A 13,688-nucleotide genomic window follows, 5' to 3' on the forward strand; every position below is an offset into this window, starting at 1 on the left:
GCCAATTCCTAATGATATCGATAACGTACACCACCTAACTAGGGGATGCAACGATTATGTGACTCCTCGGCTTTCCGCTGCCGCTCACTCTCGCAATCCAATGCATCAAACACCCCCCTTCATGGAAAAAAAGACAAATAATTCATTGTTAATATTGTTTTTTTTATTTATCTCCAACAGAACCGCGCCGCTGTCCTGGCTCGAATTAGGCTGATGGCGGAGAATTCACGATCGCCGGAATCAGTATATTAGCGCTAACATTTTCACCCGGATTTACGGCAGCTTGTCCGCCTTGCCGGGGGAAACCTGATGCGGCTCATTGGCTTGCTCATAGGCCAGCAACAACGCGCTATGATCCAACCGCCCTTTCCCCGCCGTGACCAGATCCTCGTATTGTTTCAAAACCGTCTGAGTCAGCGGCAAATCGAGGGAAACACTCTTGGCCATGGTGTCGGCCTGGCTCAGATCCTTGACCGAAAACTCCAAGGGGCCGCCAGGCACGAAATCCCGATCCACCATTTTTTCTCCGTGGATTTCCAGAATGCGGCTTTGACAATAGCCACCGGAGATGGCCTCGCGGACCTTGCCCGCATCCACGCCCAACGATGCGGCTAGAATCAGACCTTCCGTTACCGCGCCTATGGTCACATGAACGATGGTCTGATTAACCATCTTGCAGACCTGCCCGGCCCCGTCATCACCCAGGTGGAACACATTGCCCAGCACTTCGAAGACCGGCCGGGCCTTTTCCAGTTCCGCCAGTGGGCCACCGACCATGATCGACAGGGTTCCCGCCTCGGCTCCCGAAATACCACCGGAAACCGGGGCATCCAGATGGTGGTCATAGCCGGCCTCGGACAAACGTTTGTGCAGATCAATCGCCAGATCGGGTGCCAGGGAGCTCATATCGATGAGCAGGGCGTCCTTGGGCGCGTTCGGCGAGACACCGTCGTCACCGAAATACACCATATCGATGACTTTGGCCCCGGCCAGCATGGTGATGACCACGTCGGCCTCGGCCACCGCTTCGGCGGCGGACTCGGCGGCCTTGGCCCCCAACGCCACCAGCGGCTTACAGTTTTCGGCATTGGGGTCGCGGATGGTCAGCGGATATCCGGCCTCCAACAAGCGGCGTGCCATGCGGCTGCCCATCAGGCCAATTCCGATCAAGGTGATTTTCAGGTCACGGGTGGTCATCTCTTCGGTCTCCCTACTGATAGGCCTTAAGCCAGCCCAAGCCTTGTTCCATGGTGCCGCGCGGATGGTATTCCGCCCCCACGTAGCCGTCCCAGCCCATGTCATCAAGGGCCGCTAAAAGGTCCGGATAATTCACTTCGCCCTGATCCGGTTCCCCCCGGTCGGGGACGGCGGCAATCTGGATATGACCGATATGGGGCAGCGTGGCCCGCAGCCGTTCGATCAGATCGCCTTGCATGACTTGCACATGAAATACATCGAACATCAGTTTCAGGTTGGCGACGCCGACGGCCTTGATGGTCTCCAAGCCTTTTTCCACATTGCTTAGATGGTAGCCCGGCGCGGCCCGGTGACTCAGCGGTTCAATGACAATGGTCTTGTCATGCTTCGCCGCCTCGGCACAGGCATAAGCGAGGTTCCGGCGATAGACCGCCTCGGCTTCGTCGGTGCTGCCGGTCTTGCCCGCCACGGCATTGATGTTGCGACAGCCGATGGCGACCGCATAGGCGATGGCCTCATCGATGTAGCCCTTGGCCTCGGCCTCACGCCCCGGCATGGCACAGACCCCCAGATCATCGATTCCATTGATCCCCAGGCGGGTGTTGATGCCAACCATGGGCAGCCCGGTATCATTCAGAGCCTGATTGACCGAGTCGGTTGAAAAGTCATAGGGCCAATGGCACTCCACGGCCTCGAAACCAGCCCGCTTGGCCGCTCGGATGGCGTCGGGAAGAGCGATATCCTTCCACAAGAAACCCAGGTTGGCGGAGAAACGCGGCATATCCGCCTCCTAACAGTTTACAAAGCGAATGTAGTTGGGCGCCGGAATTTCATAGATCTCGTCGGTCATGGTCAAATCGCCGGTCTCCACGTCCCGGGACAACACCCGAATATGGCCGGAGTCCTGATTGGCGACGATGACCGCCTTGCCACAGGGCGTGATGGAGAAATGGCGCGGGAACTTGCCGCCCGTGGGTACCAGTCCGGTGCGCTCCAGTTGCCCGTCTTCCAGCACCTTGAAGATGGCCAAAGAGTTGTCGCCGCGATTGGAGACATAAAGGAACTTGGCATCCGGCGAGAGCTTGATTTCCGAGACGTAGCTGACGTTTTCCCGGTCATCGACGGTGGATTCATATTGGAACGGGATCAGCCGCGGTTTGACCGCCTCCGGCTCGCTGGCATCCAGGCGCGCGACGCAGACCGTATTGAACAATTCGTTGGAAACGTAGCAGATATCCAAAGTCGGATGCATGGCCATATGGCGCGGGCCGGACCCGGCCTCGAAGGGAATATAGGTCTCGCGGGTCAGTTCCTTCTTGCCCGCGTCATAGCGGTACTGGAACACGGCATTTTCGCCCAGGTCGGGGATGAACACGCGACCGTTCCAAAAGTGGGCACAGTGGGCATGCGGTCCGACCTGGCGGTTGCCCCAATGGTCTTCCCGGTCGGTGACCTGGCGCCACTCCCCTTGCGGGCGATAGAACTGTTTGAAGCTCTGACGAATGGCGCCCAGCTTACCCTCGGCATCCACGTCCACCACATCGACGATGGCATCCCAGTAATTGATGACGATGGCGGCATCTTTTTCAGGTGATAACGCCAGATAGCAAGTGGATCGGCCCGAGGCCTGGAAGGTATCGTGATAGGTCAGGGTGCCATCGGCATTGACCGTGTAGCGCAATACCGTGCCCTCGTCCTGGATGGTCTCGACGATGGCATAGAGGGTTTTGCCATCGCTATGTGGGATCATCACCGCCGGATTCAGGGCCTCGGTGGTGGCAGTGAGACTGAGCTTTCCTGCCTTGTCCAAAGTCATGGCATAGATGCCCTTGCCGGGCACCGGGGCATAGGGCTGATGGGCGAGCGCATCCATATCGCTGTAGCTTCCCACGAGGAGTGCATAATCTCGGTCCAACATGTTTTCAGTCTCCCATATTTCCAAATCTCATCGGAGGTCCTCCGCCCTGTCCTCATCCGGATGACGCGTCACGGCATCTGTCGGCACCCTGGGCGATATCTGAATGTTATCGCTAACACAAAAAAAAGCAAGAGGGAAATCCACCATTGGATCACGAGCCCCGCCGCGGTAGCGCTGTAAGGGGCCAAATACCGTGGCCACCAACAAAAAAAACCCGAAACGGGTTAGGACCGTTTCGGGTTTGATGCAGGCTGTTGAGGGGGAGGTATTCCAACAAGCCCGTTATTCATCCTCAGATGATATCGATAACTACCCTCGGAGGCAAGGGATAATTAAAGCGGATACAAATGGTCATTTAAAAAGTGGATCGACCGGCCTGATCCGTGTCCCGGCGGACAGGCCTGATCCGTGGCTCGGCGGACATGGCCTCTCTTGCCTGCCGATGGCCCCCGGTCTCTCATCGCGCCAGTAACGTTAAGGATAACAAAAACGCTCCAACCACTCCCATGTTTCCGGAATAACTATCTATGGTATCTATATGTTATCGATATTTCTTGACGCTTCTTGGAAATCGACGCAAAATTTCTCCAACGCTTTGCTCCAATGCTGGCCTGCCCGGGTCACCCTCTTGAATCTCTCGTTACCGAAGGGACTTCCCCTTGACCAAGAAGACGCGTGCACCGACCATGGCGGATGTGGCCCGGCGAGCCGGGGTGTCCGCCATGACCGTTTCCCGCGCGCTGAAGGGCAAGGGGGCGGTGACGGCGGAAACCAGCGAACGGATCATGGCAGCGGTGAACGAGTTGGGCTATGTGCTCGACATGTCCGCCGGGGCCCTGTCATCAAAGCAGACCGGTTTCATCTCCGTTCTCATCCCCTCGGTCAATAACTCCAATTTTTCCGAGACCGTGCACGGCATTGCCGAAGTACTCTGCGCCAATGGCAAGCAGTTGCTATTCGGCTATACGGATTATTCCCGTGAGCGCGAGGAGCAGTTGATCGAAACCATGCTTCAAAGGCGCCCGGAGGGTATTATCGTCACCGGGGGCAACCACACCGACCGTGCCCGGCAACTTCTGGAAAGTGCCGCCATCCCGGTGATCGAAACCTGGGATCTCCCGGAAAACCCCATCGATCACGTGGTCGGCTTTTCCAACGCCGCCACCATCGAAGACATGATGGCTCGTCTACTGTTCCGCGGCTATCGCAATATCGCCTTTATCGAAGGGGACTCCGAGGAAGACACGCGCGGACATGACCGACGATTGGGGTATGAACGGGCCGTCCAAACCTTGGGCCTGGAGCGTGCCCATGTGGTCTCCATGGGAGATCCGCCGATCACGATCGAGCAAGGCGGCCCGGCAGCGGTCCGCTTGCTGGATGAATGGCCGGAAGTGGATGCGGTGATCTGCGTCTCCGACCTGTCGGCATTTGGCGTGATCATGGAATGCCATCGCCGTGGCTGGTCGGTGCCAGGCCGACTCGCCGTGGCTGGATTCGGCGATTTCGAGGTCTCCCGCTACACTTGGCCATCCATCACCACTGTCTCGGTGGGCTGCACCGACATCGGTCGCAAGGCGGGGACCTTGATCCTGGAGGCCATCGAAGGCGGCCGCTCCGGAACGCCCGTACCGAAGCAGACCATCACCATTCACCATTCCATCATCGAACGGGAAAGCACCTGATTTTCGTCGTTGTTATACCAACCTGGGTTGGTATCAAGCGAAGGACAGTTGTACCTTCATGGCCGTATGGCGATCCCCGGCTGCCTCGAAGGCGGCCACGGCATCCTCGATGGGATAGACTCCGGTCAGCAGCGGTTCCAGAGGCACCCGCCCCGCCCCGATCAACTTGACCGCCCAGGCGAATTCCTCATGGAAGCGGAAGGCGCCGCACCATTCGATTTCCTTGGCCACCAATTGATTCTGGGGGATTGAAACATCACCGCCCAACCCCAACTGCACCAATCGCCCGCGCGGACGGATGACATCCAATGCCGAACGCAGGGCGGCTTCGTTGCCCGAGGCCTCGATGACCACATCGAAGGTTCCCTTGCCTGCCGCAAAGGCGGCCATTTTTTCGCTTTCAGTGGCCACGTTGATGGTGGAATCGGCGCCCACGGCGCGGGCCCGCTCCAGGGCTTCATCAACCACATCGGTGGCAACCACTTCCAGCGCGCCTTGCAGCTTGGCCGCCGCAACCACCAAGGCACCGATGGGACCGGTGCCCGTGACCAGCACCCGCTTGCCGATGAGGCTTCCGGCCCGATTGACCGCATGCAGACCAACGGAAAAAGGCTCGGCGAAGGCGGCTTCCTGTGGACTGGTCCCCTCAGGGACCTTCTCGCACTGCCAGGCCTTGGCCACCAGACCCTGGCTAAAGGCGCCTTGGACATGGGGATTACGCATGGCGCTGCCGTAGTAGCGCATTTCATGGCAATGGTTATACAACGCCTTGCGGCAATACTCGCATTCGCCGCACGGACGGCTGGGGTTGACCGCCACCAGATCTCCGACGGACAGGCCTTGCACCTTGCCTCCCACGGTGGTGATCCGCCCGGCAACCTCGTGCCCAAGGATCATCGGTTCCTTGATGCGGATCGCGCCGAACCCACCATTGTGGTAGTAATGCAGATCCGATCCGCAGATCCCCCCAGCCTCGATGGCAAGGGTGACTTCGTCTTCCGCGGCTTCGGCCAATTCCCGCTCTTCGATACGCAAGTCCTTGGGGCCATGGCACACAACGGCTTTCATGACGGTTCCTTTCACAACACAGGGGTCGGCAGATCACGGCCGTCGAAATGGGCGGCGAGATTGTCGAACATCAATTGTCCCATGGCCTGACGGGTCTCAACGGTGCCGCTGGCCATATGCGGCTGCAGCAGCACGTTGTCGAGAGCCAGGAAACGGGGATCCAAATTCGGTTCACCCTCGAATACGTCCAGAGCGGCAAAGCCCAGCGCGTGGGTTTCAAGGGCACTCAGAAGCGCGGCCTCATCGATATTGGAAGCACGCGAAATATTCAAAAGCATGCCATCCGGGCCCAGCGCTGCTATGACCTCGGGACCGACCACATGGCGGGTCGCTTCGCCGCCGGTCAGGGTCACAAACAAGAAATCAGAACGGTCGGCCAAGGCAACCGGATCAGGCAGATAGTGCCAATTTGGGGCTGCATCCTTGGGTTCCAGGTCCGTATAGGCGATATCCATGTCAAAGGCGGCACAGCGTTTGGCCACTTCAAATCCGATGCGCCCCAGCCCCAAGATCCCCACCCGCTTACCAAACACTCGGGTTTTCAGGGGGTAGAGTCCATCCTTGGACCAGGCCCGGCTGCGGACCCAGCGTTCTCCACCCACCACGCCACGCGCGGCGGCCAACAGCATGGCAATGCCGAAATCGGCAACGTCCTTGGTGAGCACGTCCGGCGTATTGGTGACATGGATGCCCCGCTCCCGCGCCGCCTCCAAATCCACCGCATCATAGCCAACACCATTTACCGCGATGATTTCCAGCTTCGGCAGGGCATTGATCAGCACACGCCCGGCACCCAACTCCCCCCGGGTGGCGATCCCCCGGATAAAATCGGCCCTTTCTCGAACAAAGGCCTCTTTGTCCTCGGCGTCAAAATAGCGATGCAGAACGAAGCGTTTCTTCAATCGCTCGAGATCCCAGGCGGGATAGGGTCCAATTTGAAGAATGTCCGGCTTGGTCATCAGGGTTCCTTGAATTGAACTTGACAGAAGCGCCTGCCATTGGCATGTTATCGATAACAGCTTTCGCATGCAAGATTAATATGGGCGCGAGCGACCAGATGGGAAAGGATTTGTCGTGTACTCCTTGGAAATGTTTAGTCTGAAAGGCCGCACTGCCTTGATTACCGGCTCCGGTCAGGGCATCGGCTTCGAGTTGGCCCGCGGCCTGGCAGGCGCGGGTGCCGCTGTGATTCTCAATGATATCGATAATGAGAAACTGGCCAAGGCCGCCGAAAAGATTCGGGCCGAGGGCGCCACGGTCCATGAATTGGGGTTTGATGTCACGGACCCGGCGGCGGTGGCCACCGCCGTGGACGGTTTCGAAGCCGACAACGGCCCCATCGACATTCTGGTCAACAACGCGGGCATGCAGTTCCGCGCCCCGCTGGAAGAATTCCCGATCGACCGCTTCGACTTCATGATGCGGTTGAACATCAATTCGGCCTTCTATGTGGGACAGGCGGTCGCCAAACACATGATCGCCCGCGGCGGCGGAAAGATCGTCAATATCTGCTCGGTACAGACCGCGTTGGCCCGCCCCTCCATCGCGCCCTATACCGCTTCCAAGGGTGCCATGGCCAATATGACCAAGGGCATGTCCACCGACTGGGCGAAGCACGGATTACAGGTCAATGGCCTGGCGCCGGGATACTTTAAAACAGAACTCACTTCGGCCTTGGTCGCCGACGAGGAATTCACCGCCTGGCTGAGCGGACGCACCCCCGCCGGACGCTGGGGCGACGTCAGCGAGTTGGTGGGCGCCTGCGTGTTTCTCAGTTCTCCCGCAGCCAGTTTTGTGAATGGACACATTCTCTATGTCGATGGCGGAATTACCGTTTCACTTTGATCAACGGCCCGTAGTAGTGGTCATGGGCGTCTCCGGGTCGGGCAAATCGACCATCGGAGAGGCCCTGGCGGCCCGCCTTGGCCTACCGTTCCTGGACGCCGATGACTATCACCCACCGGCCAACGTGGACAAGATGTCCCAAGGGATTCCACTGACCGATGCGGACCGGTGGCCCTGGCTGAAATCCCTGGGACTGGCGATGAATGACGCGGCGGCAAAGGCCGGCGGCGTCATTGCCACCTGCTCCGCCCTCAAGCGCGTCTATCGCACCACCCTATCCGGGCAGGTCGGTCTCCCGCTGATTTATGTTTTGCTGGATGGCGACCGGGACACCCTGTTTGCCCGCATGAACGCCCGCAAGGACCACTATATGCCGCCCAGTCTTTTGGACAGCCAACTGGCGGCCCTGGAGCGGCCCGAAACCGATGAGCCCGCCCTCACCTGCGCCATCGACCGTCCGGTCGCCGAGATCATCGACGAAATCGCCGTCACGCTCGATGAATGGACGGACCCGGGATCCTAAAGACTTTAGCAGGCTGCTGAAAAAGTCTGATTTCGAGCGTGTGGCGACATATGCTTCGACAAGTTCAGCATGAGGGCCTTTGAATTTTCAACATGTGAGCCTCACCCTGAGCTTGTCGAAGGGCGAGGCGGGCCGTAGGACAACACTTTTTCAGATGGCGGTAATCGAGCAGTCAGGGATTGCCTAAACAGTCAGCTGGTCTCCACACTCGGTCTTGATCAAGTATCCGGGTCAATTCCTGGACATGGAACAGAGGAGACCAGCTATGGAGTATTTTGTTGGAATGGACGTATCGATGGCAAGCATTTCGATCTGTGAGATTGATGCAAAGGGAACCGTCATTCGCGAAGGCAAGGTGTCAAGCACACCCGAGGCGGTCGCCACTTGGCTCGAGGAAAGCGGGCGTGGCTTTGCGCGAATTGGGTTGGAAGCTGGCCCTCTGGCGCCTTGGCTGTACGCAGGACTGTCCAGTCGGGGCCTCCCTGTGATTTGTATCGAGACCCGGCAAATGAAGGCCTTTGCCAGCGCCAGCCCAGTCAAGACGGACCGTCGCGACGCCCGCTTGATCAGCCAGGCGATGCGGACCGGTTTGTACCGCGCGACCCACGTCAAGACCGCGCGCAGTCAGGAGCTCCGGATGGTGCTGACCCATCGGGAGACCCTGGTTCATCAGGTCCGTCAGTTGTCCAATACGGTACGAGGAACATTGAAAGCTTTCGGCCTCAAGGTCGGTATGGCGCGCGGACGCCTTTTCGCGGCGCGGGTTCGGGAATTGACGGCTGATAACCCGCACCTCAGCGCAGCCGCCGAGCCGCTCTTGCTTGCGCGCCAAGCCTTGCTCGAACAACTCGACAAGCTCGACCGGCAGGTTCATGCCGCTGCGCGCGATGATAGCGTTTGCCGGCGCCTGATGACCGTTCCCGGCGTCGGCCCGGTTACCGCCCTCGCTTTCAGGACAGGACTCGACGTGCCGGAACGGTTTCAAAAGTCGGTCATGGTCGGCGCCCACTTCGGGCTTGTCCCACGCAGATACGCCTCGGGAGAGCAGGACCGAAGCGGCCCCATCAGCAAGTGCGGAGATGCCATGGTTCGTTGGCTTTTGTTCGAGGCCGCCAATGCACTTCTCACTCGAACCCGCCGTTGGTCCTGGCTCAAACACTGGGGGCTCGCGGTCGCCAAAAGGCGCGGGATGAAACGCGCCAAGGTAGCCGTTGCCCGGCGTCTCGCCGTAATCATGCATCGCATGTGGATCGACGGCACGGACTTCCAGTACCGCAAGGAGGAGACCGCCATCTAAACACAACGAAAACCGAGATCGCCTGAAGGGCGGCCAGGACGCGTGGCGACGCGCGGGGCTCGGATGACAGCGCGCAGGCTGCAGTGGCGTAAGACCACGCTTTTCAGATTGCTGCACCCGATCCCCCTTGATCCCCATCATGCGGCGACGACGTCGACCGCGGACAGAAGCAAAGGGCGCCACATACCCCAGGTTCAAACCGACGGCTTGGAAATCAGCTTGACTCAAATGACTCGATTACAGAAGCAGCCTGTTAGATTGTCGACGCGAGGCTCAGATGCGGGCGCCGATATATTCATCGACCATTTCATGCATGGGAATGATGTGGTCGCCATAGAAATGGTCGGCCCCCTCAATCGTCCGATAGTCGATGGTGATATTCTTCTGGCTCGACAGCTTGTCTGAAAGCTTGTCCACCGCGGCCTTGTTGACCACCTGGTCCTGGTCGCCCTGGACGATCAGTCCCGACGATGGGCACGGGGCGAGGAAGGTAAAATCATACTGATCAGCAGGCGGCGAGATGGATACAAACCCGGAGATCTCCGGACGACGCATCATCAACTGCATGCCAATCCAGGCGCCGAACGAGAACCCGGCGATCCAGCAACCGGCGGCGTTTTGATTATAGTTCTGTAGCCAATCCAGGGCCGAAGCCGCATCGGACAATTCGCCCGTGCCGCTGTCGAACGTCCCTTGAGACCGCCCAACACCGCGGAAATTGAATCGCAGCACCGAAAATCCACGGCGCGCAAAAGTCTGATACAGCGTGAAGACCACCCGATTGTTCATGGTGCCACCGTTCTGCGGATGCGGATGCAGCATCAACGCAATGGGGGCATTGGGCTTCTTGCTGTGATGATATCGGCCTTCGAGGCGGCCTTCGGGACCATTGAAAATGACGTCAGGCATGAAGTGGGTCAGGTATCCTTGTTAATCGGCGAACCCAAATGCCCGGAACCTAAAGACCAAGGTGGGTAAGTGGGTATTTTCCCCGGATCGCAAAAAACATAGCCAAAATACTTGACCGTTTTTATCGGGTATCCTATATACAGTTCATCAACGGAAGGGGCGCAGTCCTTCAGAGGGGCTGCATATTAACACTATTTAGGGTATGGATTTCAAGAGGCAATGGCCGTGAGCGTTTTTTCCCGCCTAAAAGAGGATATTGAATCCTTCATCGCCCGCGATCCGGCTGCCCGGTCGCGGCTTGAGGTGACGCTCACCTATCCCGGATTTCATGCCCTGTTGACCTACCGTTTGGCCCATGGGCTGTGGCGCAGGAACTGGAAGCTCAGCGCCAAGCTTCTTTCGTACCTGGGCCGGATCGTCACCGGCATCGAGATTCATCCCGGCGCGACCATAGGGCGGCGTTTTTTCATTGACCATGGAACCGGTGTGGTGATCGGGGAAACCTCGCATATCGGCGACGACGTCACCATTTATCATGGGGTCACCCTGGGCGGCATCGCGCCATCGGTGGACAGCCACGAACAGGTCAACCAGAAGCGCCATCCGACCATCGAAGATCGCGTGATCATCGGATCCGGGGCGCAGATCTTGGGTCCGATCGTCATCGGACATTGTGCCCGTGTCGGCGCCAATGCCGTGGTCTACAAAGACGTGGAGCCGAAAGTTACGGCCGTGGGCATTCCAGCCCGCGCGGTAATGCCCAGAGACAAGGCCAAGGCGGGCGAGTTTCAGGCCTACGGCACGGCCTTGGATGACATACCCGATCCCGTGGCCCGCGCCATGGACGGCTTGCGCGGTCAAGTGACGGCCCTGCTGGCCCGGGTCGAGGAATTGGAAAAAGAAATCGAGCAGCAACCGCGTGAGGCGGCGGCTCAAGATCAATCAGACTCCGATAAGGACCAAGACAAGCGATCAAACGTCGTTTCCATCGGAGAATAAGACAGGAAGAGGAGAGTTAACGTGAGGCTCAGTACCAAGGGACGTTACGCCGTTATGGCCATGGTCGATCTGGCTTTCCACAACAAAGGAAACCCGGTGCCCCTGGCCGATATAGCCGATCGACAGGAAATCTCCCTGTCCTACCTGGAGCAGCTGTTCGGTCGTCTCCGCAAAGGCGGATTGGTCAAGAGCGTGCGCGGTCCCGGCGGCGGGTACCTCCTGTCCCGACCGGCCAACGATGTGCGGGTCTCCGACATCATCATGGCGGTGGACGAACCCATCAAGGCTACCCGCTGCAAGCCCGGTTCACCCGCCGGTTGCCGACACAACAAGGCCCGCTGCCTGACCCACGATCTGTGGGAAGAACTGAGCAATCAAATCTATCTGTATCTGAGCTCGGTATCTTTGGAATCCATCTGTAGCAAGGAAATCCTCGGATCCAGCGGCATGTTCATGCGCGACGCCATTGACGAGGCCCTTGAAACCCCGCTCGCCGCGCAATAGATCCCAATCCCAAGGTGTGTGGGCTTCCCCAACGAGGCGCCCCAGAGGAGCACAACAAAATGTCAGACGTCCAAGGCAAGGGACATAACAGCATCGTGACGCCGGTCTATCTGGACTATCAGGCGACCACGCCCACCGACCCGCGCGTGGTCGAGGAAATGCTGCCCTGGTTCACTCAGAATTTTGGCAACCCCCACTCCCGGAACCATGCCTATGGCTGGCGCACCGAGGAAGCGGTGGAAATCGGCCGCAAGCAGGTGGCGAGCCTGATCGGTGCCGACCCGCGCGAGATCATCTTCACCTCCGGCGCCACCGAGGCCAACAACACCGCGCTCAAGGGCGTGGCCCGCTTCTACAAGGACAAGAAGCGCCACATCATCACCGTGGTCACCGAACACAAATGCGTTCTCGATACCTGTCGCCACCTGGAGCAGGAAGGCTTCGAAGTTACCTATCTGCCGGTGCAACAAAATGGCCTGATCGATCTGGACCTGTTGCGCGACACCCTCCGCGAAGACACGCTGATGGTCTCGGTGATGGGCGTCAACAATGAGATCGGCGTCATTCAGCCGCTCAAGGAAATTGGCGCCATGTGCAAGGAGAACAAGACCTTCTTCCACACCGACTGTGCCCAGGCGGTGGGCAAGATCCCGCTCGACGTCAACGACATGAACATCGACCTGATGAGCATTTCCGGCCACAAGCTATATGGCCCCATGGGCATCGGCGCCCTGTTCGTCCGACGCCGTCCCCGGGTGCGCCTGGAAGCCTTGATTTCCGGCGGTGGACAGGAACGAGGCATGCGCTCGGGCACCCTGCCGGTGCCGCTCTGTGTCGGCCTGGGCAAGGCCTGCGAGATCGCCGAAAAGGAAATGGCGGCGGAATCCGAACGTCTGCGCATGCTGCGTGACCGTTTTTACAAGAAATTCAACGACGCCCTTTCCGAGGTCTTCTTGAATGGCGACTTGGAACAGCGCATCCCCGGCAACCTGAACCTGTCCTTTGCCTATGTGGAAGGCGAAGGCCTGATGATGGGGATCAAGGATCTGGCGGTATCAAGTGGTTCCGCCTGCACCTCGGCCTCCCTGGAGCCGTCTTATGTGTTGCGCGCCCTGGGCGTGGAAGAGGAACTGGCCCATACCAGTCTGCGGCTGGGCATTGGCCGCTTTACCACCGAGGAAGAAGTGGATTTCGCCGTCGATCTGATCGTCCGCGAAGTCACCCGCCTACGCGAGATGAGCCCGCTGTGGGAAATGGCGCAACAAGGCATCGATATCAAATCCATCCAGTGGGCCGAACACTGAGCATATAGAGGGAGTTACGCATTATGGCGTACAGCGACAAAGTCATCGATCACTATGAACATCCCCGTAACGTCGGCGCCCTCGACAAGGACGACGGCACGGTCGGCACCGGTTTGGTAGGCGCCCCGGCCTGTGGCGATGTCATGAAGCTGCAAATCAAGGTCAGTGCCGAAGGCATCATCGAGGACGCCAAGTTCAAGACCTTCGGCTGCGGCTCGGCCATTGCGTCCAGCTCGTTGGTCACCGAATGGGTCAAGGGCAAGTCACTGGACGAGGCGGCTTCGATCAAGAATACCGAAATCGCCGAGGAACTGGCGCTGCCGCCGGTGAAGATCCATTGCTCCGTGCTGGCCGAGGATGCTATCAAGGCCGCCATCGAAGATTACAAGGCCAAGGATGCCAAACCGGAGTCCGACGCGGCGGAGTAATATCGCCGGTC

The 13,688-nt window shown here is 58.9% G+C and carries 14 protein-coding genes; 8 read left to right on the forward strand and 6 right to left on the reverse strand.

Annotated features, from left to right (window positions below):
- Window positions 1-273: 273 nt before the first annotated feature.
- From MGMAQ_RS12555 to MGMAQ_RS12565, 3 genes are read right to left on the reverse strand one after another with little or no spacing between them, the layout of a single operon-like run.
- The gene (locus tag MGMAQ_RS12555; RefSeq protein ID WP_046021805.1) at window positions 274-1,197 is read right to left on the reverse strand and encodes an NAD(P)-dependent oxidoreductase; all 924 of its coding nucleotides are present in this window, start codon (window positions 1,195-1,197) and stop codon (window positions 274-276) included.
- Window positions 1,198-1,210: 13 nt separating this feature from the next.
- Window positions 1,211-1,978, reverse strand: coding sequence for a hydroxypyruvate isomerase family protein (locus MGMAQ_RS12560; protein ID WP_046021806.1), 768 nt, complete (start codon window positions 1,976-1,978; stop codon window positions 1,211-1,213).
- A 9-nt stretch (window positions 1,979-1,987) separates the two neighbouring features.
- Window positions 1,988-3,115: a lactonase family protein gene (locus MGMAQ_RS12565; protein ID WP_046021807.1), complete on the reverse strand. Its 1,128-nt coding sequence runs from the start codon at window positions 3,113-3,115 to the stop codon at window positions 1,988-1,990.
- Window positions 3,116-3,774: 659 nt separating this feature from the next.
- On the opposite strand from MGMAQ_RS12565, the gene MGMAQ_RS12570 reads away from it, so the two are divergent.
- Entirely contained in the window at window positions 3,775-4,800 is a 1,026-nt protein-coding gene (locus tag MGMAQ_RS12570) for a LacI family DNA-binding transcriptional regulator (protein WP_198409121.1), read from the forward strand.
- A gap of 33 nt (window positions 4,801-4,833) precedes the next feature.
- On the opposite strand, the gene MGMAQ_RS12575 is transcribed toward MGMAQ_RS12570, so the two are convergent.
- Both MGMAQ_RS12575 and MGMAQ_RS12580 read right to left on the reverse strand, forming a co-directional pair.
- Window positions 4,834-5,868 carry an L-idonate 5-dehydrogenase gene (locus MGMAQ_RS12575; protein ID WP_046021808.1) on the reverse strand — a complete coding sequence of 345 codons (1,035 nt, stop codon included), beginning with the start codon at window positions 5,866-5,868 and terminating at the stop codon, window positions 4,834-4,836.
- An 11-nt stretch (window positions 5,869-5,879) separates the two neighbouring features.
- Entirely contained in the window at window positions 5,880-6,827 is a 948-nt protein-coding gene (locus MGMAQ_RS12580; protein ID WP_046021809.1) for a 2-hydroxyacid dehydrogenase, read from the reverse strand.
- A 130-nt stretch (window positions 6,828-6,957) separates the two neighbouring features.
- On the opposite strand from MGMAQ_RS12580, the gene MGMAQ_RS12585 reads away from it, so the two are divergent.
- From MGMAQ_RS12585 to MGMAQ_RS12595, 3 genes are all read left to right on the forward strand, one after another.
- On the forward strand, window positions 6,958-7,713 hold the full coding sequence (locus MGMAQ_RS12585; protein WP_046021810.1) for an SDR family oxidoreductase: 756 nt from the start codon (window positions 6,958-6,960) through the stop codon (window positions 7,711-7,713).
- A complete protein-coding gene (locus MGMAQ_RS12590; RefSeq protein WP_082085426.1) occupies window positions 7,682-8,236 on the forward strand; it encodes a gluconokinase in 555 nt (184 codons plus the stop codon). Before MGMAQ_RS12585 ends, MGMAQ_RS12590 begins: the two co-directional genes overlap by 32 nt.
- Window positions 8,237-8,501: 265 nt before the next feature.
- The gene (locus MGMAQ_RS12595) at window positions 8,502-9,533 is read left to right on the forward strand and encodes an IS110 family transposase (RefSeq protein ID WP_046020119.1); all 1,032 of its coding nucleotides are present in this window, start codon (window positions 8,502-8,504) and stop codon (window positions 9,531-9,533) included.
- 273 nt (window positions 9,534-9,806) lie between these two features.
- On the opposite strand, the gene MGMAQ_RS12600 is transcribed toward MGMAQ_RS12595, so the two are convergent.
- On the reverse strand, window positions 9,807-10,442 hold the full coding sequence (locus MGMAQ_RS12600; RefSeq protein WP_046021811.1) for an alpha/beta hydrolase: 636 nt from the start codon (window positions 10,440-10,442) through the stop codon (window positions 9,807-9,809).
- Between the two features lie 225 nt (window positions 10,443-10,667).
- On the opposite strand from MGMAQ_RS12600, the gene cysE reads away from it, so the two are divergent.
- From cysE to iscU, 4 genes are read left to right on the forward strand one after another with little or no spacing between them, the layout of a single operon-like run.
- Window positions 10,668-11,441 carry a serine O-acetyltransferase gene (gene cysE, locus MGMAQ_RS12605; RefSeq protein ID WP_252508628.1) on the forward strand — a complete coding sequence of 258 codons (774 nt, stop codon included), beginning with the start codon at window positions 10,668-10,670 and terminating at the stop codon, window positions 11,439-11,441.
- Between the two features lie 21 nt (window positions 11,442-11,462).
- A complete protein-coding gene (locus MGMAQ_RS12610) occupies window positions 11,463-11,945 on the forward strand; it encodes an Rrf2 family transcriptional regulator (protein ID WP_046021813.1) in 483 nt (160 codons plus the stop codon).
- Between the two features lie 59 nt (window positions 11,946-12,004).
- A complete protein-coding gene (locus MGMAQ_RS12615) occupies window positions 12,005-13,249 on the forward strand; it encodes an IscS subfamily cysteine desulfurase (protein WP_046021814.1) in 1,245 nt (414 codons plus the stop codon).
- Between the two features lie 23 nt (window positions 13,250-13,272).
- On the forward strand, window positions 13,273-13,677 hold the full coding sequence (iscU, locus tag MGMAQ_RS12620) for a Fe-S cluster assembly scaffold IscU (protein WP_046021815.1): 405 nt from the start codon (window positions 13,273-13,275) through the stop codon (window positions 13,675-13,677).
- Window positions 13,678-13,688: the final 11 nt, after the last annotated feature.

This window comes from Magnetospira sp. QH-2 (genome assembly GCF_000968135.1).
Taxonomy (GTDB): Bacteria; Pseudomonadota; Alphaproteobacteria; order Rhodospirillales; family Magnetospiraceae; genus Magnetospira.

Coding starts and splice junctions, on each gene's coding strand:
- MGMAQ_RS12615 (WP_046021814.1), top strand. CDS start 12,005: ATGTCAGACGTCCAAGGCAAGGGACATAACAGCATCGTGACGCCGGTC.
- MGMAQ_RS12595 (WP_046020119.1), top strand. CDS start 8,502: ATGGAGTATTTTGTTGGAATGGACGTATCGATGGCAAGCATTTCGATC.
- iscU (WP_046021815.1), top strand. CDS start 13,273: ATGGCGTACAGCGACAAAGTCATCGATCACTATGAACATCCCCGTAAC.
- MGMAQ_RS12560 (WP_046021806.1), bottom strand. CDS start 1,978: ATGCCGCGTTTCTCCGCCAACCTGGGTTTCTTGTGGAAGGATATCGCT.
- MGMAQ_RS12600 (WP_046021811.1), bottom strand. CDS start 10,442: ATGCCTGACGTCATTTTCAATGGTCCCGAAGGCCGCCTCGAAGGCCGA.
- MGMAQ_RS12580 (WP_046021809.1), bottom strand. CDS start 6,827: ATGACCAAGCCGGACATTCTTCAAATTGGACCCTATCCCGCCTGGGAT.
- MGMAQ_RS12565 (WP_046021807.1), bottom strand. CDS start 3,115: ATGTTGGACCGAGATTATGCACTCCTCGTGGGAAGCTACAGCGATATG.
- MGMAQ_RS12575 (WP_046021808.1), bottom strand. CDS start 5,868: ATGAAAGCCGTTGTGTGCCATGGCCCCAAGGACTTGCGTATCGAAGAG.
- MGMAQ_RS12585 (WP_046021810.1), top strand. CDS start 6,958: ATGTTTAGTCTGAAAGGCCGCACTGCCTTGATTACCGGCTCCGGTCAG.
- MGMAQ_RS12555 (WP_046021805.1), bottom strand. CDS start 1,197: ATGACCACCCGTGACCTGAAAATCACCTTGATCGGAATTGGCCTGATG.
- MGMAQ_RS12590 (WP_082085426.1), top strand. CDS start 7,682: ATGTCGATGGCGGAATTACCGTTTCACTTTGATCAACGGCCCGTAGTA.